17 protein-coding genes, 1 other RNA gene and 1 pseudogene are annotated in these 21,486 nt (G+C 72.1%); 7 read left to right on the top strand and 12 right to left on the bottom strand.

Annotation, left to right across the window (positions count from 1 at the left end; all coding sequences use genetic code 11):
• Positions 1 to 70 precede the first annotated feature (70 nt).
• The 9 genes and pseudogenes from ssrA to IEZ31_RS19990 form a co-directional block, all read right to left on the bottom strand.
• Positions 71 to 444: a transfer-messenger RNA gene (gene ssrA, locus IEZ31_RS20030) on the bottom strand.
• Positions 445 to 538: 94 nt separating this feature from the next.
• On the bottom strand, positions 539 to 1,819 hold the full coding sequence (locus IEZ31_RS20025; RefSeq protein WP_190251425.1) for an SRPBCC domain-containing protein: 1,281 nt from the start codon (positions 1,817 to 1,819) through the stop codon (positions 539 to 541).
• A 69-nt stretch (positions 1,820 to 1,888) separates the two neighbouring features.
• A complete protein-coding gene (gene smpB, locus IEZ31_RS20020; RefSeq protein ID WP_190251424.1) occupies positions 1,889 to 2,368 on the bottom strand; it encodes an SsrA-binding protein SmpB in 480 nt (159 codons plus the stop codon).
• Between the two features lie 61 nt (positions 2,369 to 2,429).
• A complete protein-coding gene (locus IEZ31_RS20015; RefSeq protein WP_190251423.1) occupies positions 2,430 to 3,704 on the bottom strand; it encodes a M23 family metallopeptidase in 1,275 nt (424 codons plus the stop codon).
• A 178-nt stretch (positions 3,705 to 3,882) separates the two neighbouring features.
• A pseudogene (ftsX, locus tag IEZ31_RS20010) lies at positions 3,883 to 4,733 on the bottom strand (permease-like cell division protein FtsX).
• A gap of 63 nt (positions 4,734 to 4,796) precedes the next feature.
• Complete coding sequence (gene ftsE / locus IEZ31_RS20005; protein ID WP_190251422.1) at positions 4,797 to 5,477, bottom strand: cell division ATP-binding protein FtsE; 681 nt, start codon at positions 5,475 to 5,477, stop codon at positions 4,797 to 4,799.
• A 199-nt stretch (positions 5,478 to 5,676) separates the two neighbouring features.
• Positions 5,677 to 6,795 (bottom strand): peptide chain release factor 2, encoded by a 1,119-nt coding sequence (gene prfB / locus IEZ31_RS20000; protein ID WP_190251421.1) that lies wholly within the window; start codon positions 6,793 to 6,795, stop codon positions 5,677 to 5,679.
• Positions 6,796 to 6,824: 29 nt separating this feature from the next.
• A complete protein-coding gene (locus IEZ31_RS19995) occupies positions 6,825 to 7,340 on the bottom strand; it encodes a PadR family transcriptional regulator (protein ID WP_190251420.1) in 516 nt (171 codons plus the stop codon).
• A gap of 88 nt (positions 7,341 to 7,428) precedes the next feature.
• On the bottom strand, positions 7,429 to 9,351 hold the full coding sequence (locus IEZ31_RS19990) for a serine/threonine-protein kinase (protein ID WP_190251419.1): 1,923 nt from the start codon (positions 9,349 to 9,351) through the stop codon (positions 7,429 to 7,431).
• A 160-nt stretch (positions 9,352 to 9,511) separates the two neighbouring features.
• Between IEZ31_RS19990 and IEZ31_RS19985 the strand changes: the two genes are divergently transcribed.
• Positions 9,512 to 11,038: an amino acid adenylation domain-containing protein gene (locus IEZ31_RS19985; protein WP_190251418.1), complete on the top strand. Its 1,527-nt coding sequence runs from the start codon at positions 9,512 to 9,514 to the stop codon at positions 11,036 to 11,038.
• A 4-nt stretch (positions 11,039 to 11,042) separates the two neighbouring features.
• Here IEZ31_RS19985 and pruA read toward each other — a convergent pair whose 3' ends face one another.
• Complete coding sequence (gene pruA, locus IEZ31_RS19980; RefSeq protein WP_190251417.1) at positions 11,043 to 12,668, bottom strand: L-glutamate gamma-semialdehyde dehydrogenase; 1,626 nt, start codon at positions 12,666 to 12,668, stop codon at positions 11,043 to 11,045.
• Between the two features lie 91 nt (positions 12,669 to 12,759).
• On the opposite strand from pruA, the gene IEZ31_RS19975 reads away from it, so the two are divergent.
• Positions 12,760 to 13,659 (top strand): hypothetical protein, encoded by a 900-nt coding sequence (locus IEZ31_RS19975; RefSeq protein WP_190251416.1) that lies wholly within the window; start codon positions 12,760 to 12,762, stop codon positions 13,657 to 13,659.
• On the opposite strand, the gene IEZ31_RS19970 is transcribed toward IEZ31_RS19975, so the two are convergent.
• On the bottom strand, positions 13,652 to 14,158 hold the full coding sequence (locus IEZ31_RS19970) for a DUF6912 family protein (RefSeq protein ID WP_190251415.1): 507 nt from the start codon (positions 14,156 to 14,158) through the stop codon (positions 13,652 to 13,654). The two genes, IEZ31_RS19975 and IEZ31_RS19970, sit on opposite strands and share 8 nt — an antisense overlap.
• 80 nt (positions 14,159 to 14,238) lie before the next feature.
• On the opposite strand from IEZ31_RS19970, the gene IEZ31_RS19965 reads away from it, so the two are divergent.
• Both IEZ31_RS19965 and IEZ31_RS19960 read left to right on the top strand, forming a co-directional pair.
• Entirely contained in the window at positions 14,239 to 14,475 is a 237-nt protein-coding gene (locus IEZ31_RS19965) for a helix-turn-helix domain-containing protein (RefSeq protein ID WP_190251414.1), read from the top strand.
• A 107-nt stretch (positions 14,476 to 14,582) separates the two neighbouring features.
• Positions 14,583 to 15,125: an Rv3235 family protein gene (locus IEZ31_RS19960; RefSeq protein WP_190251413.1), complete on the top strand. Its 543-nt coding sequence runs from the start codon at positions 14,583 to 14,585 to the stop codon at positions 15,123 to 15,125.
• Positions 15,126 to 15,210: 85 nt separating this feature from the next.
• Here IEZ31_RS19960 and secA read toward each other — a convergent pair whose 3' ends face one another.
• The gene (gene secA, locus IEZ31_RS19955; protein WP_190251412.1) at positions 15,211 to 18,132 is read right to left on the bottom strand and encodes a preprotein translocase subunit SecA; all 2,922 of its coding nucleotides are present in this window, start codon (positions 18,130 to 18,132) and stop codon (positions 15,211 to 15,213) included.
• Positions 18,133 to 18,304: 172 nt separating this feature from the next.
• Here secA and IEZ31_RS19950 point away from each other — a divergent pair, with 172 nt between their 5' ends.
• From IEZ31_RS19950 to IEZ31_RS19940, 3 genes are read left to right on the top strand one after another with little or no spacing between them, the layout of a single operon-like run.
• Entirely contained in the window at positions 18,305 to 19,456 is a 1,152-nt protein-coding gene (locus tag IEZ31_RS19950; protein ID WP_190251411.1) for a GNAT family N-acetyltransferase, read from the top strand.
• The gene (locus tag IEZ31_RS19945; protein WP_190251410.1) at positions 19,453 to 20,289 is read left to right on the top strand and encodes a GNAT family N-acetyltransferase; all 837 of its coding nucleotides are present in this window, start codon (positions 19,453 to 19,455) and stop codon (positions 20,287 to 20,289) included. The genes IEZ31_RS19950 and IEZ31_RS19945 overlap by 4 nt, the downstream gene beginning before the upstream one ends.
• Before the next feature lie 41 nt (positions 20,290 to 20,330).
• The gene (locus IEZ31_RS19940) at positions 20,331 to 21,443 is read left to right on the top strand and encodes a glycerophosphodiester phosphodiesterase (RefSeq protein ID WP_190251409.1); all 1,113 of its coding nucleotides are present in this window, start codon (positions 20,331 to 20,333) and stop codon (positions 21,441 to 21,443) included.
• Positions 21,444 to 21,486 lie beyond the last annotated feature (43 nt).

Below are 21,486 nucleotides of genomic sequence, written 5' to 3'. Positions count from 1 at the left end.
AGGCGAAGCCTGCGCGAGGAATCCGGAACCACAAAGCGAAGCGCCCCCCGCGCTGAGCAGGGGGCGCCTGTGGTGGAGGTGCCGGGAATCGAACCCGGGTCCTTCGTCGCTTTGTTAGGACTTCTCCGAGCGCAGCTCGCTGTGCCTCTACTCGGCCCTACCAATCACGCGAGCGAGTTGGTATGACGGGCCCAGTCACGATTAATCTCGCCGTGCGAGCCCCGTGACGAGACTCGGTTGGCCAGCCTTCTAGCTGATGCCGGCTACCGGGCCGAAGGCGATCCCGGGCCGACAGAGCTTATCTCTTGCTTAGGCAGCGAGAGTAAGCTCGGAGCGCTTCATGTTGGCGCTTATTGTTTTCCGACGACTGATTCACGAGACAACGTCGGCTTCCTCGGCTCGCTTCCCCTAACGCTGCGCACAAAGTCGAAACCAGTCACCCCCGCGCGCGGGAAGTGGTGGCGTGCTGCACCACACAGCCCCACCATGTTACACCCTCCGGGCCCAGAAGATCAGGAAGTAAAGAGCCGCAAACGCGTCACTGGGCGGCGGTGCACGAGCGGCCGTCGATGGTGCAGTTGACCGGTCCGTTGCGGGCGCCCAGGCCCGCCACCTCGAACGTCACCGTCACCGAGCCGCCCGGGCGGACCGTGCGCGTGGCCTCGGTCGGGGTGAAGGTGGCGCGCACGTCCGCGCGGGTCATCACCGCGCCCTGCACGTTGCGTACCGTCAGGTCCAGGATCGGCAGGGTCACGACCACCGTCCAGTCGTTCGCCGGCGTCGCGCCCGGGTTGGCGATGGTGATCGTCACGCGGTACGACGTGAGCTGCAGGTCCTCCGAGCGGTAGCTCGCCGTCAGCTCTGGCGGCGTGGTCGGGGCCGGGACCGCGGAGGTCGCGCCCGGCGACGGCGGGGTGGAGCGGGACGTCGCCGGCACCACCGGCTCCGCCGTCGCCCGGATGGACGGGGCCGTCGACGCGGCCGGCACGGTGGCCTGGGCCGGGCCCTCGGTCGGGCCGCCCACGCGCGGTGGGCTCGCCGGGTGCGGGGTCGTCGCCTTGCCGATGAGCAGGGCGGTCATCGCGATGAGCAGCAGGGCCGCGGCGGCCGCGGCCACCGCGTGGCTGCGGCGGTCGGCGGACCAGTCGCGGAGGCCGACGAGCCGGGCCCATGGGCCACGGGGCGGCGGCAACGGAGCCGTCACGGCGGCCACGCCGCGCGCCCGCAGCGCCGCCGCGGCGAAGCCCGGCATCGACGTCGTGGGGCGGGGGCCGGCCGTTGACCGTACCTCCGAGCTCAGTCCCGGCGCGGAACGGCTGGCGCCGCCGGCCTGGCGCGGCAGACGGCTGAACGGGCCGCCCTCGTTGCGGCGCGCGGGGGGCGGCCCCGCCGGCTCCCCCGGCTGGCCCGGCATGCCCTTCGCGAGCGTCGCGACCAGCGGCCCTTCGAAGAGCGCGGTGTAGGTGCCGAGCAGCACCCGCCGGCGCAGCGTCCCCTGCGGGCCCAGGAACCCGCTCTGCGTCATCGTCAGCCGGCTCCCCGGCCCGCGCTCCTCGACCGCCAGCGCGACGACGGTGTGCAGGTTGCGCGCCTCCCACCGCATGACCAGGCGGTGGGGCGCCTCGATGGTGACGACCTCACCCTCGACCGGGTCCTCGAGGCCCTCCAGCCCCTCGGCCTGGAACGTGAAGGTCCCGTTCTCGCGGATCATGAACCGGGATGTCGGCAGCCAATCGGTGACGAGACGGGCCTCGGTGAGCGCGCGCCAGACCGCCGCGGGCGGGTGTTCCAGGTCGACATCGACCCGAATCTCGGTCACGCACGGACTATATGGCCTTCACCCAACGCTCGCATGATGGCCACGCATTACTCATGCCCGCGGGTCAATTTACTCATCGCGACCCTTGTTCCGGCGGCCCATGACGCGAGCGATCTCGCGGTCGGCGTCACGTTTCGCGAGGGTCTGGCGCTTGTCGTAGGCCTTCTTGCCGCGCGCCAGGCCGAGCTCGACCTTGGCCCAGCCGTCCGAGAAGTACACCGACAGGGGCACGAGCGTGAGGCCGCTCTCCCGCACCTTCACCGCGATGCGGTCGATCTCCTGGCGCTTGAGCAGGAGCTTCCGGATGCGGCGGGGTGGGTGGTTGGTCCAGGTCCCCATCGTGTACTCCGGGATGTGCATCGCGTGCAGGAAGACCTCGCCGTCGGAGAGCTGGCCGAACGCGTCGACGAGCGACGCCCGGCCGGCCCGCAGCGACTTCACCTCGGTGCCGGTGAGCGCGATGCCCGCCTCGAACGTGTCGAGGATGTCGTAGTCGTGGCGCGCCTTCCGGTTGGACGCGACGACCTTGCGTCCCTTTTCGCGCGGCATCGACCCCTCCACAGGTTCCCGTACGGACGCAAAGAAGCGTATCGCGCCCGGCAACCCGGATTCAGCAGAGACAGCCTGGCAGCCAGTTGAGCGGTTGCACGGGCGTCCCGTTCAGCCGTACCTCGAAATGCAGGTGGTTACCCGTCGACGCCCCCGTGGTGCCCACCCGGCCGATGAGCTCCCCGCGGTGCACCTGCTGGCCGACCTTGACCAGGATGGCCGACTGGTGGCCGTAGCACGTGGCCAGGCCCTTGCCCTGGTACGTGCCGTGGTGGATGCACGTGTAGTTGCCGTTGCCGCCGGCCCAGCCGGCCCGCACGACCCGGCCGTCCCCCGCGGCGACGATCGGCTGCCCGCCCCCGGCGGCGACGTCGATCCCGGCGTGCAGTTGATAGACCTTGTACACCGGGTCGAAGCGCATCCCGAAGTTGCTCGACTTCCAGCCGCGCACCGGCATCACGAAGAAGGCGCCGGTCCTGGGCGCGACCGCGGTGTTCGCCGGCGGCGCCGCGGGGCCGCTCTTCGTCGTCTTCGGTCGCGTCTCGGCCGCCGCGGCGGCGCGCAGCTCGGCGCCGATCCGGTCACTGTCGACCTTCAGTTGGCGGTACCGCGCGAGCACGGCCTCCCGCTCCGCGTTCGCCGCCGCCTCGGCCTTCGCGCTGCGGTCGAGCAGCGCCTGCACGTCGGCGGCGGCCCGCTCGGCCGCGGCCTGCGCCGCCCTCGACTCCTCCAGCCGCCGGCGGGCCGCGTCGGTCGCCGCCTCGAGCCGCTGCCGGGCCAGCTCGGCGGCGGCGCCGCGCTGCTTGGCGGCCATGCGCGCGGCGGTCACCGCGTCGACGGCCCGGCGGCTCTCGGCGCCGATCTTGTCGAGGTACGCGATCCGCAGCGCCAGATCGCTCGGCGAGCCCGACTCCAGCACGGAGTTGACCATGACGAAGCCGCTGCCCTTGTACACCGCGGCGACGAACACCGACGCGTCCGCCCGCTCCTGGTCGACCCGCTCCCGCGCCGCCGCGTACTCCCCGTCCGCCTCCGTGACGACCGCGCCCGCCGCGTCCTCGTCCCGCTGTGCCTGCCGGACGGCGGCCTCGGCCCCGATGACCTGGCCCTTGGCGTCGGCGAGGCCGGCCTCCGCGCCCGGCAGCGCCGCCTGGGCCGCCTGCCGTTCGGCCGCGGCCGCCTTCGCCCGGTCGGTGGCAGCCTCGAGCGTCGCCTCGGTCTCCTGGAGCTGCCGGTCGACCCGGCTCTTGTCGTCCTTCGCGTCGGCCGAGGCGGTACCTCCACCGAGCAGCACCATCGCAACGCCGATGACAGCGAGAAGCCGGATCCGGTCCACTGCGTCAACCCTCCAGTACCACTTGAGGGTCACCGTACGCGATACGTCCGCTTTTTTGGGGAAATGCCGGTTGGACGGCGAGCCTGGGAACTCGCTGAAAGCGAAGGCGCGGGCAAGAACGCGAAGGGCGGGCCGGTTGCCCGGCCCGCCCTTCGGTGCGGCTGTGTCCCTCGGCGCGTCAGACGCGAACGTAGAAGCGGAGGGTGACCCACGCCGTGACGGCGCTCACCAGGCCGCCCGCGCCGGCCAGGATCGGGAGCATCAGCAGGATGTTGCCCCAGTCCACCGGGAGCAGGACGTTGGTCAATGCTTTCAGCGAGCCGTCGATGACGAACACCTTGGCTGCCACCAGGACGCCGAAGCGAAGACGGCCTCGAGCACGAACGGGAGCTGGATGAACCAGTTCGAGGCGCCGACGAGTTTCATGACCGCCACCTCGCGGCGCTTGCTGTAGGCCGCCACCTGGATCGTGTTGGCGACCAGGAGCAGGGCCGCGGCGCCCTGGACGATGGCGACCGTCAGCGCGAGCGTCTGCAGGGCGCCGAGCAGGTCGAAGACCCGGGTCAGCAGCTCCTTCTGGTCGACGATGTCGCTGATGCCGTCCTGGCTGCGGATCTCCTCGGAGAACTGCTCGACCGTGTTCGGGTCCTTGAGCTTGATCCGGAAGGACTCCGGCAGGGACTCCTCCTTGGTCGCGCTGACCAGGTCGGGGGCGTCCTTGAACTGGGTCTGGAACCGTTCCCAGGCCTGCTTCTTGCTCTCGTACTCGACGGTCTTGACGAGCGGGCTCGACTCGATCGCAGACTTGAGGTTGTTGCGCTGCTCGTCGGTCACGTCGACCTTGAGGAAGACCGAGACCTCTACCCGCTGGTAGAAGTAGTTCTCCATCTTGTCGACCTGGAAGAAGAGCAGGAGGCTCGCGCCCAGCATCGTCAGCGACACGGTCATCGTGATGATCATCGCGATGGTCATGGTGACGTTGCGCCAGAGCCCGGTCAGGACTTCGGACAGGACGTATCTCACGCGCATCGGGTGGGGTTCCTTCCCAGCGGACCCAGCAAAAGTGACAGGGGCGGACGGCCTAGGGCTGGATCAGCCGTAGACGCCGCGTGGCTGGTCCCGCACGATCCGGCCACTTTCGATTTCGACGACCCGCCGGCGCATCTGGTTCACGATGTTGGAGTCGTGGGTCACCATGACCACCGTCGTGCCGGTCCGGTTGATCCGGTCCAGCAGGCGCATGATCTCGATCGACGTGTCCGGGTCGAGGTTTCCGGTGGGCTCGTCGGCCAGGAGGATCAGCGGACGGTTCACGAAGGCGCGGGCCACGGCCACGCGCTGCTGCTCGCCACCGGACAGCTCATGGGGATACCGGTGCTCCTTGCCGCCCAGGCCGACGAGCTCGAGGACCTCGGGGACGACACGACGGGCGACGCCCTTCGACTTGCCGATCACCTCGAGGGCGAAGGCGACGTTCTCGTACGCGGTGCGGTTGGGCAGCAGCCGGAAGTCCTGGAACACGCAGCCGATCTGCCGGCGGAACGCCGGGATGCGCCAAGAGCGCATGGAGGTCACGTCGCGCTCGTTGACGACGACCTTGCCCCGGTTGGGCGTGACCTCGTGCAGGAGCAGCTTGATGATCGTGGACTTGCCTGAGCCGGAGGGTCCGATGAAGAAGACGAACTCGCCCTTCTCGATGTTGACGGACACATCGTCAAGCGAGGGGCGGGACGCCTTCGGGTACGTCTTCGTCACGTGGTCAAGCCGAATCACGGGACGTGAGTCTACGCGGTGTGACAACCGCGCCAAGCACACGAAGTGCGTCAGGCGCGGTTTGCCGGAAATGCGGACCCGATGTGGGGACCCGAACGACAAGGCAGCGCTCGATTCCGCCCGACAGTGTGACGTACGTCTCATTTTTCAGCGAAGTTCGTCGATCACGATCAGTGACTGACGAACTCCGCTCGGGCGATCATGCGCCGGGGTCGAGCTCGCGCTGCTTCCGCCAGCGGATGCCGGCGTCGATGAACGCGTCGAGGTCGCCGTCGAAGACGGCCGTCGGGTTGCCGGTCTCGTGCTCGGTGCGCAGATCCTTCACCATCTGATACGGGTGCAGCACATACGACCGCATCTGGTCGCCCCACGAGCCGGCGACGTCGCCGCGGAGCGCGTCCATCTTCGCCGCCTCCTCGGCCCGCTTCACGGCCAGCAGCTTCGCCTTCAGCACGCCCATGGCGGTGGCCTTGTTCTGGATCTGCGAGCGCTCGTTCTGGCACGACACGACGATGCCGGTCGGCAGGTGCGTGAGCCGCACCGCGGAGTCGGTCGTGTTGACGCCCTGGCCGCCGGGGCCGCTCGAGCGATACACGTCGACGCGCAGCTCGTCGTCGGGGATCTCCACGTCGTCGGTCTGCTCGACGACCGGCACCACCTCGAGCGCGGCGAACGACGTCTGCCGGCGGCCCTGGTTGTCGAACGGGCTGATCCGGACCAGCCGGTGGGTGCCCGACTCGACCGACAGCGTCCCGTAGGCATAGGGCGCCTTCACCGCGAAGGTCGCCGACTTGATCCCCGCCTCCTCCGCGTAGGAGGTGTCGTAGACGTCGGTCGCGTAGCCGTGCCGCTCGGCCCACCGCAGATACATCCGCATGAGCATGTCGGCGAAGTCGGCCGCGTCGACGCCGCCGGCGCCGGCGCGGATGGTGACCAGGGCCTCCCGCGCGTCGTACTCGCCGGAGAGCAGGGTGCGGACCTCGAGCTCCTCGATCGACTTGCGCAGCCCGGCGATCTCCTCGCCGACCTCGGCGAGCGACGACGCGTCGCCCTCGGCCTCCGCCAGCTCCAGCAGCACCTGGGCGTCGTCGAGCCGGCCGCGGAGGCGCTCCAGCCGGTTGATCTCACCCTGGACGTAGGACAGCCGCGAGGTGACCTTCTGGGCCGCCACCTGGTCGTCCCACAGGTTGGGAGCGGATGCCTGCTCCTCGAGCTCGCCCTTCTCCTTCCGGAGCCGGTCGAGGTCGAGCACCGCCTCGATGTTGCGCAGCGTGCCATCGAGCGACTTGAGCGATTCGGCGTGGTCCAGAGCAGTCACAGTCAAAGACTACGCCGCATCGCCGAACGCTATTTGCTGGGCGCGCTCTTGAGCCAGCTGAGCGCCGCCTTGTGATAACCGACCGCGAAGTCGAGCGACGCGGCGGAGAAGTCGTCGCCCGCCTTCTTCGCCTCCTTCGCCATCTCGCGCGCCTCGGCGAGGGCTACCGTGTGGTACTCGGCGGCCTGCGCGTAGACCTCCTGCAGCTGCTGGGCGGACTGCTGAGCGCCGAACGCCACACGGAGCGCGACCGGGTTGCGCAGGGCCTCCCGGCCGGCCGGCTCGGCCAGCCACCGGGCGAACGCCCGCTTGCCGGCCGGGGTGATCGCGTAGGGCTGGCTGGAGCGCGCCCCCGGCTTGCCGAGCTTGACATAACCCGAGTCGGCGAGCGCGGGAAGCTCACGGTAGACCTGGCTGCGCGTCATCGACCAGTAGGCGCCGAGGCGGCGCTGTGCCGCCGCCATCAACTGGCCCCCGGTCATCGGCCCCTCGTGCAGCAGCCCCAGCAGGGCAGCCGCCGTCGCGTTGACTCCAGAATCCGCCATGAACCCTACGCTGTCACTTTTCGCGGGCTCAGTCCAGGATTTCGGCAAATCCACAGTGAACTGTCGCGCTGCGACTGTCGAGTTAGGACTACCCGAACGACGGCATCGTCGGGAACGCCGGCATCGACGGGAAGGGCGGCATCGGATCACCGATCCCGGGGAGTCCCGTTCCGGACGGGTGCGGCGACGGTACCGAGGACGGCCGCTTCGTCGGCGGCTTGCCCGGCGCCGACGATTCGCCTCCGGGCGTCGGCTCGGCGGAGCCCGGGTCCGGCGTCGGCTCGGCGCTCGGCCCGGCGGAGCCCGCGGGCGACGACGCGGGCGCGGTCCCGTTCACCTGTTCGGGTCGGCGCTCGGCGCCGCCGCCCAGCGCGCCGGACAGCAGCAACCCGCCCACCAGCAGCACCACCAGCACCAGGCCGGCACCGACGGCGGCGAGCACGCGCGGCTGCGGCCGGCGGCCCGGCTCCCGGTGCTCCGTGGTGGCCGGCTCGCCGCTCGCGGGCGCCGTCAACCACTCGGGGTAGTCCTTTTCGTCCGGTTCGTCGGCGGGCGGCGGCGCGGAGGGCACCGCGACGACCGCGGTCGGCTCGGCGGGCGCGGCCTCGGCCGGCGGGGCGACGGCCGGAGTGGCCATAACCTCGGTCGGTGGCTCGTCCACGACCGGCGCGTTGTCGAAGCGGAGCGCGGTCGGCGGTTCGTCGTCCGAGGCGGCCCGCTGCGCGGGGATGACCGGCTCGGCAACCACCAGAGGCGACACGGGCTCGTGTTCCGCCTGCGGCTCGGCCCAGAGGGGCTGCCCCGGCCCGGGAAGCGGCGGCTCCGCGTCGACGATCTCAGGCTCAGCAACCGAGGGCTCAGCAACCGCGGGCTCAGCAACCGCGGGCTCAGCAGCCGCAGGCTCCGAGGCCAGCACCTGCGTCGGCGCCTCCTCGACCGAAGCCGGGACCGCGTCGGGAGCCGGCGCGCCCAACTGCGCGGTCGGCAGGTCGGCCACCCCGTGCGGCTCGGTCGGCAGCTCCCCGATCGGCACCGCCATCATGAGGTGCACGGACGCGGCCGCCGGCGACGTCGGCGCGGTCGGCAGCGGCACCCAGTCGACCCGCCGCACCGGGAACTGCACCGGCGCGGTCTGCTCCGCCGAGCGCTGCCAGAACGTCACGGCCTCCGCGGGCAGCCGCGGCAGCGGCTCGAACCCGTCGAGGGCACCCTCGGCGACCCGCAGCCGGCCGACGATCGCGGCGGCCGCCGGGCGCATGCGCGGGTCGAGCTCCATGCACGCCTCGATGATGGGCCAGAGCGCGGCCGGCATGCCGGGCGGCGGCACCGGGACGCAGTCGGCGTGCCGGCGCAGGACGTCGTTCGGGGAGCCCCCGCGGTACGGGCTGCGACCGCAGATCAGCTCGAAGAGCACGACGCCGAGCGCGTACACGTCGGAGGCCGGGCTGGGCGAGCCGCCGGCGACGACCTCGGGCGCGACGTACTCGGGCGTGGCGTGGGTCGGGCCGGCCGGCCGGTCGGCGCGCCGGGCCACCCCGAAGTCGGCCAGGCGCACCGGCCCGCCGTCGAGCGGCACGAGCAGGTTGCCGGGCTTGACGTCGCCGTGGACGATCCCGTTGGCGTGGACGTAGGCGAGCGCGTCGGCCACCTGGGCGACGACCTCGGCGGCGACGGCCGGGGGCAGCGGGCCGTCGGCGCGCAGCCGGCGGCGCAGGTCGGGGCCGGGGACGAGCTCCATGGCGATGGCCATGACCCCGTCGCCGGTGATCAGGTTCTTGACCCTGATCACGGACGGGTGGTCGAGCCCGGCGAGCAGCTCGGCCTCGCCGAGGAAGCCGTCGACGAGCTCGGGCACCTCGGCCGCCTCGGCACGCAGCAGCTTGACCGCCACGTACTCCTTCGTCTCCTCGTCGAACGCCCGCCAGACCGCACCGATGGCGCCGCGGGCGACCTCCGACTCGAGCCGGTAGCGGTTGCCGAGAACCGTCTTTGCGCCGGTGACCGTCTTCATCGCCGTCCCTCCCCCTCAGCTGCGACGTTAGGCCCGCGTCGATGCCTCCGGCGGACCGGACCGGTGCGTTGGCACAAAGAAGGGAGTCAGACTAAGCCAAGATCTACAGCCGGCTGCGCGGTTCCCACAGTTCGGAGCGAACGCTATAAGGTCACGTGTCGTGACGAGAGGCGCACTGGTTGCCTGGCTTCGGGAACTGGACGCGGACGAGCTCGCGGAGGTGCTCCGCCGTCGCCCCGACGCGGTCGCCCCGCCCGCGCCGGCCGACCTGACCCAGCTCGCGGTCCGGCTCTCGGCCCGCGCCGGGCTCGACGAGGTGGTGGCCCGGCTGCCGCTGCCGGCCCTGCAGGTGGTCGAGGCCCTGGCCCGGCTCGGCGTCCCGGCGGAGCGGACCGCACTCGCGGCCGCGCTGGAGCGGGCGCCCGGCGACGCCGCGCTCGACGCCACGCTGCGGGTGCTCGCCCAGCGCGCCCTGGTCTGGCCGGACGGCGACCGGCTGTGGGCGCCGGAGTACCTGGTGGTGGACGCGAACGCGCGGCGACCTCCTGAGGAGCCGTTCGAGCCGGTACCGCCGGGTCCGCCGCTGGCACCGGCCGACCGCACCGCGATCCGGGCCGCCGCGGTGGAGGCCGCGACCGAGCTGCTGGAGCGGGTCGGCGCGTTCCTCGGCGAGGCCGCGGAGCACCCGCTGGCCCAGCGGTCCGACGGCGGCGTCGCGGCCCGCGAGCTCACCCGCCTCGGCGCCGGCCCGCTGCACGCCGAGCTGGTGCTGGCCGCCGGCCTGCTCGGGCCCGACGGCCTGCGGCTGCGGCCGACCGCCGCGTACGGCGGGTTCGCCGGCGCGCCGGCCGCCGAGCGGCTCACCCGGCTGCTCGAGGCGTGGTGGACCGGCCCGGCGCTGCGGCAGGTCGTGGTCCGGGTGCTCAACGACCTGCCCCCGGACACGGCGCTGCCCGACCCGGGAGCGCTCGCGCCGCTGGTGCGGTGGACCGCGCCGCTGCCGGCCCGGCGCCCGGACGACCTGGCCGCCACGGTCGCCGACGTCGTCGCCGAGGGCGAGGTGCTCGGCGTCTGCGCGCTCGGCGGGATCAGCCCGCTCGGCCGGGCGCTGGCCGACGGCCGGGTCGCCGAGGTGGCCGCCAAGCTCCTGCCGGAGCCGCCCACCGACCTGCGCGTGCGGACCGTCGCCAGCGTGGTGCTCAGCGACGACGTCGCGCTGCTGGACGAGGTCGCCGCCGCGCTGCGCCTGCGCCGGCTCGCCCCGACGGTGGCCGGCTCGGCCAGGTCCGCCCCGGACACGATCACGGCGCTGCGGGCGGCGGGCTACGCGGCCCTGAGCGGCGACGACGTGGTCAGCGTGCGCCGCAACCGGCCGGCCGTGGACGCGGGTGAGCTGGCGCGCCGGCTCTCGGTACCGTCGCCGCGACCTGCCTCGCCGCTGGAGCAGATCCAGCAGCGGGCGCCCCAGCTGCGGTCCGATCAGGCACGGCTGCTCGCCGACGCGGTCGAGCACGGCACGCCGGTGTGGATCCGCTACGTCGACGCGGCCGGCCGCACGTCCGACCGCGTCATCGAGAACGCCGAGCTCGCCGGCTCGGTGATCGAGGCCTTCTGCCGGCTGCGCCGCGACGATCGCGCCTTCACGCTCGACAAGATCGTCGCGGTCGCCCGGCCGCGCTCGGAGTGACGGATCAGCCCATGTGCGGGTAGCGGTGGTCGGTCGGCGGCACGAACGTCTCCTTGATCGTGCGCGGCGACGTCCAGCGCAGCAGGTTGTGCCACGAGCCGGCCTTGTCGTTGGTGCCCGACGCCCGCGCACCGCCGAACGGCTGCTGGCCGACGACGGCCCCGGTCGGCTTGTCGTTGACGTAGAAGTTGCCGGCGGCGAACCGCAGCGCGTGCGTGGCCCGCTCGATCGCCTGCCGGTCGGTGGCGAAGATCGAGCCGGTGAGCGCGTAGGGCGCGACGGACTCGGCCTGCGCGACGACCGCGTCGTAATCGGCGTCGGGGTACACGTGCACGCCGAGGACCGGGCCGAAGTACTCCGTCGTGAAGACCTCGTGCGCCGGGTCCGTGCACTCGACGACGGTCGGGCGGACGAAGAAGCCCTCGGCGTCGTCGGTCGTGCCACCGGCGACGACGGTGCACGACGGCGAGTTCTTGATCCGGTCGAGGGCGCCGGCGATCCGCTCGAAGGCCCGCCGGTCGATCACGGCGCCGCCGAAGTTGCTCAGGTCGGTCACGTCGCCGTAGGCCAGCCCGTCGGCGGTGGCGACGAGGTCGTCCTTGATCACCTTCCACAGGCTGCTCGGCACGTACGCGCGGGAGGCCGCGGAGCACTTCTGCCCCTGGTACTCGAACGCGCCCCGGATCAGGGCGGTGACCAGTGCCTTCGGGTCGGCGGACGGGTGCGCGACGACGAAGTCCTTGCCGCCGGTCTCGCCCACGATGCGCGGGTAGGAGCGGTACCGCTCGAGGTTCTCGGCGACGGCCTTGTTCAGCGTGCGGAACACCGCGGTCGAGCCGGTGAAGTGGATGCCGGCCAGGTCGGCGTCGGCGAGGGCGACCTCGGACACGGCCAGGCCGTCGCCGGTGACCAGGTTGATCACGCCGGGCGGCAGGCCGGCCGCCTCGAACAGCCGCATCGTGAAGTGCGCCGCGAACCCTTGTGTCGGCGAGGGCTTCCAGACGACGGTGTTGCCCATCAGGGCCGGCGCGGTCGGCAGGTTGCCGGCGATGGCCGTGAAGTTGAACGGGGTGATCGCGTAGACGAAGCCCTCCAGCGGCCGGTGGTCGAACCGGTTCCACACGCCGGCCGACGAGCCGGGCTGGTCCTGCAGGATCTTCTGCCCGAAGTACACGTTGAACCGCAGGAAGTCGATCAGCTCGCAGGCCGCGTCGATCTCGGCCTGGATCGCGGTCTTCGACTGCCCGAGCATCGTCGCGGCGTTGAGGGTGTCGCGCCACGGTCCGGACAGCAGGTCGGCGGCCCGCAGGAACACGGCCGCCCGCTCGTCGAAGGGCAGGTCGCGCCAGGCCGGGGCGGCCGCCTTGGCCGCGGCGACGGCCCGGGCGGCGTCGTCGGTGGTGGCGTTGCCGGTGACGCCGAGCACATGGCGGTGGCGGTGGGGCTGGACGACGTCGATCGGTGCGCCGGAGGCCATCCGCTGCTCGCCGCCGATCGTCATGGTCAGGTCGAGCTTGTCGGCGGCCAGCTCGGTCAGCCGGCGCTGCAGTGCGGCCCGCTCGGGGTTGCCGGGGGCGTAACCGTGGACCGGCTCGTTCTTCGGCTCGGGCACGGTGGACAGGCCATCCATGAGGGTCTCCCATGTCATCATCGGCTTGGGGTTCCTCTCATCCTTGCACGCCTGCCCGGTCGCGACCGGGCCTCGGCTACAGTCCATGAGCGTGGGAGCGAAGCGTGCTGAGGTGGCCGAGCCGGTCGTGGGCTCGCCGGACGAGTGGCGGCCGGCGGGCGCCCTGATCGTGGCCGGGCTCGCCCTGTTGTTGCTCCTGCTCACCCTGTTCTCGGCCTGGACCGTCATCTCCGGCGCCTCCAGCGAGTTCCTGATCACGACGCTGGCCGCGCTGGTGCTGCCGAGCATCCTCGTGGCGACGGTGCTGGCCGGCGCGGCGCTCGGTGTCGTGGCGATCGGCCGCTTCGCCGACCCGGCCAGGGTCCGCTCGCGGGTGCTCGCCGGTGCCCTCGGCGGCCTGCCGGCCGGCCTGATGTCGCTGGGCGGGACGGTCGCGGCGTACCACAACGGCCCCTCGGTCGCCTTCGTGGCCGCGGTCGCCGCGGTGACCGGCGTGCTCGGCGGCGCGGTCGCCGCGATCCGCCCGATCAGCTCGGTCGCGGCCGGCGTGGCCGGCGGGGTGACGGTCACCGCCATCGGGCTGCTGGTGGCGTACTTCCAGAACGACCTCGTCGACCTGTTCGGCAACCAGGAGACCGTCGGCACGATGGCCGAGGCCGCGGCGCGGCTGCAGCTGACGACGTCGATCGTGAGCGGCGTGCTGGGCGGCCTCGTGGCGTACGTCTTCCTGCGCCGCACCGGGCTGACCCTGCCCTGGCCGGCCTACCTGCTGGCCGGCGCGATCCCCGGCGGGCTGGAGCTGGCCGCCACCCTGCTGGGCTGGATCGGCCGCCTGCCGCTCACCGGGATCATCAAGGACTACAGCAGCTTCGACGCGCAGATCGTCTTCAACCGCCTGCCGGAGCAGGTCAACCACGGCATGATCGTGTTCTTCGCGGGCGCCTTCACGGCGATGATCGCCGTCGGGCGCACGCTGCGCCGCGCTAGCTGACCAGCTGGTCGATCTCCGACGGGTCGTACCACTCCAGCTCGTGGTCCTCGGCACCGTCCACGGTGAACTGCGCGTCGGGGTCGCCGGCCTCGGCCTCCTCGACCACGTCGGCCGCCGCGGCCACGTCCGCCTCCGCGTCGGCGCCGTCCACGTGGATCGCCGCGACCACCCGCAGCGGCACCTTGCCGCCGACCCCGACCTGGCTGGAGCCGAGGTCGAGCCCGTTCATGGTGACCGCCGCGCCGGGCAGGTCGACGCTCACGACCACCCGGCGGCGCGGCGCCTTGCCGTCGTGGCGCAGCAGCCGCAGGGCCGCCTGCGCGGCCCGGGTGAACGCGACGTACTCCAGCTCCTCCTCGTCGCCCTCCGCGTACCACTCGCGCAGCGCGGGGGTCACGGCGTGCGCCTCGGCGGGCGGCGGCAGCTCGCCGCTCTCCCGGAGCACCGCGAGCTGGGCGAGGGTGGCTGGCAGGTACACGCGCGTGAGGTCCGTCGTCACGTCCCCTGTCCTACACCCTCGGCGGCCCGCTTGTCAGGTCGTCGGAGCCAGTCGGCCGCCGTCGATGGCAAACTGAGGCGATGGAGCCGCGATTCCTGCTCATGGCCGACGTGGCGGAGCAGTTGAACGTGTCGACCTCGCAGGTCTACCACATGGTCCGCAGCGGCGAGCTGCCGGCGATCAAGGTGGGCGGCCGCGGCCAGTGGCGCATCGAGCGCAGCAAGCTCGAGGAGTACATCCAGCGCAAGTACGCCGAGACGGCGGAGTGGGTGCGCGCCAACCCCCTCATCGGGGAGACGGACGACGAGCTCGCCTGAAACGACGTTTCCGGACGATCCGGTCGGGCGGCTTGTGATCGATGCGCCTCCATTTCCACACTGGCTTGGAGGCAATCGAAAGCAAACGCAAGGATTCGGGGGCATCCATGGCATCCGTTGCGACGCTCAGCGCCCGGCCGTCCGTCGTCGTCCGCCCGGTGCCGCCGCTCGACCCGCCGGTCGGCGCGGCCCCGCCCGCGATGCCCGGCCTCGACGAGCTGCCGCTGCCCTGGCCGGCCCCGCCGGACGGACCGCCGCCGCGCCGCCCCGACGACCCCCGCCCGGCGGGCGCCCACGCCGCCTGCCGCCGCTTCGCCGGCCTGTGCGTCGAGGTCCTCAACGGCTTCCGCCCGCCGTCGCAGCTGCGCCCGCTCACCCATCCGCACCGCTTCGCCGACGTCTGCGACCAGCTCATGCGCCGCACGGTCCGGATCCGCATGCGGCCGGCGCAGGCCGCCCGCCACGGCCAGCTGGTCCGGGCCCGGCGGATGCTGCTGACCGAGCCGCTGCCGGGGATCGCCGAGGCCGTCGTGGTGCTGGAGCAGGGCGGCACGGCGTGGGCGATGGCGATCCGCCTGGAGCACGACCCGGCGAAGCTCCAGCCGCCGCAGATGCAGGGCTGGCACTGCACGGTGGTCCAGGTGGTCTGAGGCTTGCACCGCGGACCACGCCCGGCAAAAACAGCACCGCCCGCCCTCGCTGACCAGCAAGGGCGGGCGGTGTCTCACGCGACGATCAGGCGCCGCCCGGGGCGCCGTGGCAGCGCTTGTACTTCTTGCCCGAGCCGCAGGGGCACGGCGCGTTGCGGGACGGCCCGTTGCTCGCCACCGCCTGCCCCGGCGAGGGCTTGCGACCGGACGGGGCCGGCGGGCCGGAGCGGCGCGCGCCGTCACCGGACGGGGACGGGCGGCCGTCGCCGAGGCCGAGGGCGGGGGCCTGCTCCTGCTGGTGCTCGACCACGACGCCGGCCTCGCCGTCGACCGTGGGCGCCGAATACTGCAGGGCGCGCGGCATGCGGTTGCCGCCCAGGCCCTTGGCGCGGATCTCGACGTGCGAGTCCGGCAGCGGCACCGCCAGGCCCGCGTCGCCGTCGACCTCGTCGTCCGCGACCAGGGCCGGCACGGGGGCCTCCTCGACCTGGACCTCAAGGTTGAACAGGAAGCCGACGGCCTCCTCCTTGATGCCCTCCTGCATCTGCTGGAACATGTCGAAGCCCTCGCGCTGATACTCGACCACCGGGTCGCGCTGCGCGTAGGCCCGCAGGCTGATGCCCTCCTGCAGGTAGTCCATCTCGTAGAGGTGCTCGCGCCACTTGCGGTCGATGACGTTGAGCAGCACCTGGCGCTCCAGCTCGCGGACGGCCTCCGCGCCGAGCTCCTCCTCGCGCCGGTCGTAGGCGGCGTGGGCGTCCTCGATGAGCTGGACGCGGAGGAACTCCGGGTCGAGCTGGCCGCCGGCCTCGTCCTCCAGGTCCTCGATGGTGACGCCCACGGGGTACAGCTGCTTGAGGCTCGACCAGAGCTGGTCGAGGTCCCAGTCCTCGGCGGTCTCGCCGGTGGCCGTCGCCCCGACCGCGTAGGCGCCGACGACGTCGTCGATCATGTTGCGGACCTGCTCGCTGAGGTCCTCACCGTCGAGCACGCGCTTGCGCTCGGCGTAGATGACCTTGCGCTGCTTGTTCAGGACCTCGTCGTACTTCAGGACGTTCTTGCGGATCTCCGCGTTCTGCGCCTCGATCTGGGTCTGCGCGCTCTTGATCTGGCGCGTGACCATCTTCGACTCGATCGGCACGTCCTCGGGGATGTTGAACCGGTCCATGACCGCCTCGACCGCGCTGGCGCGGAAGCGGCGCATGAGCTCGTCCTGCAGCGACAGGTAGAACCGGGACTCGCCCGGGTCGCCCTGCCGGCCCGAGCGGCCGCGGAGCTGGTTGTCGATGCGGCGCGACTCGTGCCGCTCGGTGCCCAGCACGTAGAGCCCGCCGGCCTCGACGACCTCCTCGGACTCGGTGTCGCAGAGCTCCTCCCAGCGCGGGAGGGCGTCCTCGAAGGCCTTCGTGTACTCGTCCGGGCTCTCGTCCTCGGTGATGCCCTGCTGGCGCAGCTCGGCGTTGGCGAGATACTCGGCGTTGCCGCCCAGGAGGATGTCGGTGCCGCGGCCGGCCATGTTCGTCGCGACGGTGACCGCGCCCCGGCGGCCCGCCTGCGCGATGATCTCCGCCTCCTTGGCGTGGAACTTCGCGTTGAGGACGGCGTGCGAGACGCCCCGCTTGCGCAGCAGCTGCGAGAGCAGCTCGGACTTCTCGACGGAGACCGTGCCGACCAGGATCGGCTGGCCGAGGGCGTGCCGCTCGACGATGTCGTCGACGACGGCGTTGTACTTCGCCTTCTCCGTCTTGTAGATCACGTCGGGGTGGTCGAGCCGGATCATCGAGCGGTGCGTCGGGATGGACACCACGCCCACGTTGTAGACCTTGTTGAACTCGGCGGCCTCGGTCTGCGCCGTGCCGGTCATGCCGGAGAGCTTGGCGTAGAGGCGGAAGAAGTTCTGCAGGGTGATCGACGCGAGCGTCTGGTTCTCCTGCTTGATCTCCACGCCCTCCTTGGCCTCGATGGCCTGGTGCATGCCCTCGTTGTAGCGGCGGCCGTGGAGGATGCGGCCGGTGAACTCGTCGACGATGAGGACCTCGCCGTCGTTGACGACGTAGTCCTTGTCCTTCTTGTAGAGCTCCTTGGCCTTGATCGCGTTGTTCAGGTAGCCGACCAGCGGGGTGTTCACCGACTCGTAGAGGTTGTCGATGCCGAGCTGGTCCTCGACCCGGGCCACGCCGCGCTCGGTGACCGAGATGGTGCGCTTCGACTCGTCGACGGTGTAGTCGGCGGTGGGGTCGACGTCGCCGGAGTTGGCGGGCTCCTTGCCGCGCTTCATGCGGTTCACCACGCGGGCGAACTCCTGATACCACCGGGCGGACTGCTCGGCCGGGCCGGCGATGATCAGCGGGGTGCGGGCCTCGTCGATGAGGATGGAGTCGACCTCGTCGACGATCGCGAAGTTGTGGCCGCGCTGCACCAGCTCGTCCTTCGACCACGCCATGTTGTCGCGCAGGTAGTCGAAGCCGAACTCGTTGTTCGTGCCGTAGGTGATGTCGCAGTCGTAGGCGGCCCGGTGCGCCGAGGACGGCTGGTTGGGCAGCACGGTGCCGACGGTCAGGCCCAGGAAGCGGTGCACCCGGCCCATCCACTCGGCGTCGCGCTGGGCGAGGTAGTCGTTGGTGGTGACGACGTGCACGCCCTTGCCGGACAGCGCGTTCAGGTAGGCGGGGAGCACACAGGTGAGGGTCTTGCCCTCACCGGTCTTCATCTCGGCGATGTTGCCGTAGTGCAGGGCGGCGCCGCCCATCACCTGCACGTCGTAGTGGCGCTGGCCGAGGACCCGGGAGGCGGCCTCGCGGGCGACCGCGAACGCCTCCGGCAGGATGTCGTCCAGCGTCTGCCCGTCGGCGAGCCGCTCCTTGAACTGCTCGGTCATGCCGCGCAGCTCTTCGTCGGTCAGGTCGGCGAACTCGTCCTCCAGCGAGTTGACGGCGTCGGCGACAGCCTTCAACCGCCGCACCATGCGGCCCTCGCCGGCGCGGAGGATTCTCTCGAAAATCGACACGGGTCAGCGCTCCCTCAAACGTCTGCGACCCATCGTAGGCGGCTTTCCGGCGGAACCGCCGCCCCCGCCCACCCACTGTACGGACAGTAACCACCATATCCGGACAAATCACCTGAGGTACCGAGGAAATATCCGCCTCCTGACGATGCGTGATGGGGCAGGATCGGCGGTCATGGAGCCGATCGAACTGACCACCGGCGACGGGCTCGTCCTGCGCGCCTGGCACGCCGAGGACGCGGAGCGCGTCTTCCAGGCGTGCCAGGATCCGCTGATCCAGCGCTGGACCATGGTTCCGGTCCCCTACCTGCGCGAACACGCGGCGGACTTCGTCCGCGTGCTCTCGCCGGCCTCGTGGGCCGCGGAGACCGCGGCCCCGCTCGGGGTGTTCGACGCCCGCACGGGTGACCTGCTCGGCTCGGCCGGCCTGGTCGCGCTCGACCGGGCCGAGCGCCACGCGGAGCTGGGCACGTGGGTGGCACCGTGGGCGCGCGGGCGGCGGGTCGCCGAGCGGGCCGGGCGCGCGGTGGCGCACTGGGCGTTCGAGGTGCTGCGGCTGCGCCGGCTGGTCTGGCGGGCGGAGGTCGGCAACCACGCCTCCCGGCTGGCGGCGGAGCGCATCGGTTTCACGTTCGACGGAGTGGTGCGGGCGGGGCTGCCGGCCCGCGGCGGCGGGTTCACCGACGGCTGGCTGGGTGTGCTGCTGCCGGGCGAGGTCTGCGACACCCCGCCGGCGTGGGTGGCGCCGGGCGGCCCGGGCGCGCTGCGGGCCCAGGCGTTCAGCCACCCGCCCGAGCGGCTCCCGGCCGGGCCGGTCACCCTGCGCCCGGCCCGCGAGAGCGACCTGGACGACATCGTGGCGACGTTCCGCGACCCGGACACGGTCGAGTGGACCTCGGTCCCGCACGACTACGGCCCCGAGCACGCGCACGACTTCATCCAGCACCGGTACCCCGACGGCTGGCTGCGCGGCACCGGCGCGGGGTTCGTGCTGGCCGACGCCGACGACCGGTTCGCCGGCACCGCCGACCTGCGGATCAGCCCGACCGACCCGGTCACCGCCGAGATCGGGTACACATCGGCGCCGTGGGTGCGCGGCAAGGGGTACATGATCGCCGGCGCCCGCGCCATCTGCCACTACGGCTTCGACAGGCTCGCGCTCGGCCGGATCGTCTGGCGGGCGCACGTGGGCAACGACGGATCGCGACGCGTCGCGGAGAGGGTGGGTTTCGTGGTGGAAGGTGTACAGCGGGAAAGCTGCGAGCAGCGGGGTGCCCGCGTCGACGGCTGGGTGGCGACGCTGCTGGCGAAGGACCTCGGCCGATGATCCGGCACGCCGGGCGCGGCGAGGGCGTCGCCGAGGTGTTTGCGGAGGCGGCCGGCCCCGAGGAGCTCGCCCGGTTCGGGGAGGAGCTGTTCGGCAGCGGTCTGCGCCGGTTGTACCTCCAGGCGCCGCTGATCGACGGCCGGACGCAACGGGTCGCGATCGCCGCGGGTTACACCCGCGAGGGGGTCGCCCGCGGGGCCGGCGCCGACGCCTCCGGGGCACGGCTCGACCTGGTCGTCTGGGGCCGGGTGGCCGGCGACCCGGACGGCCCCTCCCCGCGCGCGCTGCCCGACCTGCCCGGCGGCGCGCTCACCGACGGGGTCGTCGTCCTGCGTCCGCTGACCGCCGAGGACAGCGACAGCACGTACACCATGCGCATCCTCCCGGACGTGAGCGGGCGGTCGGTCGTCGGGACGCCCATGGACCCCGCCGTCGTCCGGCGGCAGTGCGCCGAGGCCGAGTCGCGGTGGCTGGAGGGCCGGCGGGCCGAGTGCACGATCCGGCGGGCGGGCGACGGCGCGTACCTCGGCGAGATCGCGCTCTTCTACAACGAGCCTGTGCTGCGCGAGGCGATGATCGGGTACAGCCTGTCGCCGGACGCGCGGGGCAACGGGTACGCCAGCCGGGCGGCCCGGCTGATCACCGACTGGGGCTTCGAGATCGGCATGGCCCGCATGACCGCCGGCACCGCGGAGGACAACGTCGCCTCGCAGCGCGTGCTGGAGCGGGCCGGTTACTTCCGGGAAGGAATCCAGCCCGGCAAACTGCCAGGCCCGGACGGGACTCGCATCGACAACGTTGCGTTCGCCAAACTGCGCCCGGCGGCCACCTAGTCGTCATCCGATGTTGCTGTGCGCCAACTTCCATCAGGCGCATGCGTCGTCGTGCAGTGATTTCCGGCATGGGGGCGGCCGCCGGCGCGGCCGTCCTCCCCGCAACCCTTGTCAGCCCGTCCGCGGCTCACGCCCACGACTCCACGTCGTTGCGCCGTCCGCTGGTCATCGGCCACCGTGGCGCGAGCGGCCACCGCCCGGAGCACACGCTGGCCGCCTACCGGCTGGCCATCGCGATGGGCGCGGACTTCATCGAGCCCGACCTGGTGCCGACCAAGGACGGCCAGCTCGTCGCCCGGCACGAGAACGAGATCTCCGGTACCACGGACGTCGCCTCGAAGCCGCAGTTCGCCTCCCGCAAGGCCACCAAGACGATCGACGGGGTCACGGTCACCGGCTTCTTCACCGAGGACTTCACGCTCGCCGAGCTCAAGACGCTGCGGGCCGTCGAGCGGCTGCCCGCCGTCCGCACGCACAACACGATCTACAACGGGCTCTTCGAGATCCCGACCCTCCAGGAGGTCATCGACCTCGCCCGCACCGAGGGCAAGCGCCTCGGCCGGACCATCGGCGTCTACCCGGAGACGAAGCACCCGACGTACTTCGCCTCGGTCGGCCTCGCCCTGGAGCCGCTCGTCGCCCGGGTGCTCAAGCGCAACGACCTCGCGGGGCGCAACGCGCCGGTCTTCCTGCAGTCGTTCGAGCCGACCAGCATCAAGAAGCTGCGCGCCCTGGTCGACACGCCGTCCGTCGTGCTGCTCGACGCGGTCGGCCAGCCGTACGACTTCCGGGTCAGCGGCGACCCGCGCACCTGGGCCGACCTCGCGAAGCCGGCCGGCCTGGACTGGCTCAAGACGTTCACCAACGGCGTGGGCGCGACGAAGAACCTGGTCATCCCGCGGGACGCGGCCGGCAACCTGCTGGAGCCCTCGCCGCTGATCCGCGACGCGCACGCGCGGGGCCTGAAGGTCCACGCGTGGACGTTCCGCAACGAGAACCAGTTCCTGCCGCTCAACCTGCGCACGGGCACCGACCCGAACGCGTGGGGCGACATCCTGACCGAGATCAGGACGTTCCTGGCCGCGGGGCTGGACGGCGTCTTCGCCGACTACCCGGACACCGCCTACCTGGCCCGGGACCTCTGGAAGTCCTGAGCCGCCGTGCTGACCGACCTGTGGCGCGCCGGTTGTCCGCGCC

Source organism: Dactylosporangium sucinum (genome assembly GCF_014647515.1).
GTDB classification, from domain to species: domain Bacteria; phylum Actinomycetota; class Actinomycetes; order Mycobacteriales; family Micromonosporaceae; genus Dactylosporangium; species Dactylosporangium sucinum.
Note: the sequence above shows the minus strand (reverse complement) of the source record. Positions and strands in the feature narration are given on the sequence as shown.

Excerpts from the sequence above, each read along its gene's own strand:
- IEZ31_RS19945 (WP_190251410.1), top strand. The coding sequence starts at position 19,453 with ATGATCCGGCACGCCGGGCGCGGCGAGGGCGTCGCCGAGGTGTTTGCG.
- IEZ31_RS19940 (WP_190251409.1), top strand. The coding sequence starts at position 20,331 with ATGCGTCGTCGTGCAGTGATTTCCGGCATGGGGGCGGCCGCCGGCGCG.
- IEZ31_RS19950 (WP_190251411.1), top strand. The coding sequence starts at position 18,305 with ATGGAGCCGATCGAACTGACCACCGGCGACGGGCTCGTCCTGCGCGCC.
- pruA (WP_190251417.1), bottom strand. The coding sequence starts at position 12,668 with ATGGATGGCCTGTCCACCGTGCCCGAGCCGAAGAACGAGCCGGTCCAC.
- IEZ31_RS19960 (WP_190251413.1), top strand. The coding sequence starts at position 14,583 with ATGGCATCCGTTGCGACGCTCAGCGCCCGGCCGTCCGTCGTCGTCCGC.
- IEZ31_RS19995 (WP_190251420.1), bottom strand. The coding sequence starts at position 7,340 with ATGGCGGATTCTGGAGTCAACGCGACGGCGGCTGCCCTGCTGGGGCTG.
- smpB (WP_190251424.1), bottom strand. The coding sequence starts at position 2,368 with ATGCCGCGCGAAAAGGGACGCAAGGTCGTCGCGTCCAACCGGAAGGCG.
- IEZ31_RS19965 (WP_190251414.1), top strand. The coding sequence starts at position 14,239 with ATGGAGCCGCGATTCCTGCTCATGGCCGACGTGGCGGAGCAGTTGAAC.
- IEZ31_RS19990 (WP_190251419.1), bottom strand. The coding sequence starts at position 9,351 with ATGAAGACGGTCACCGGCGCAAAGACGGTTCTCGGCAACCGCTACCGG.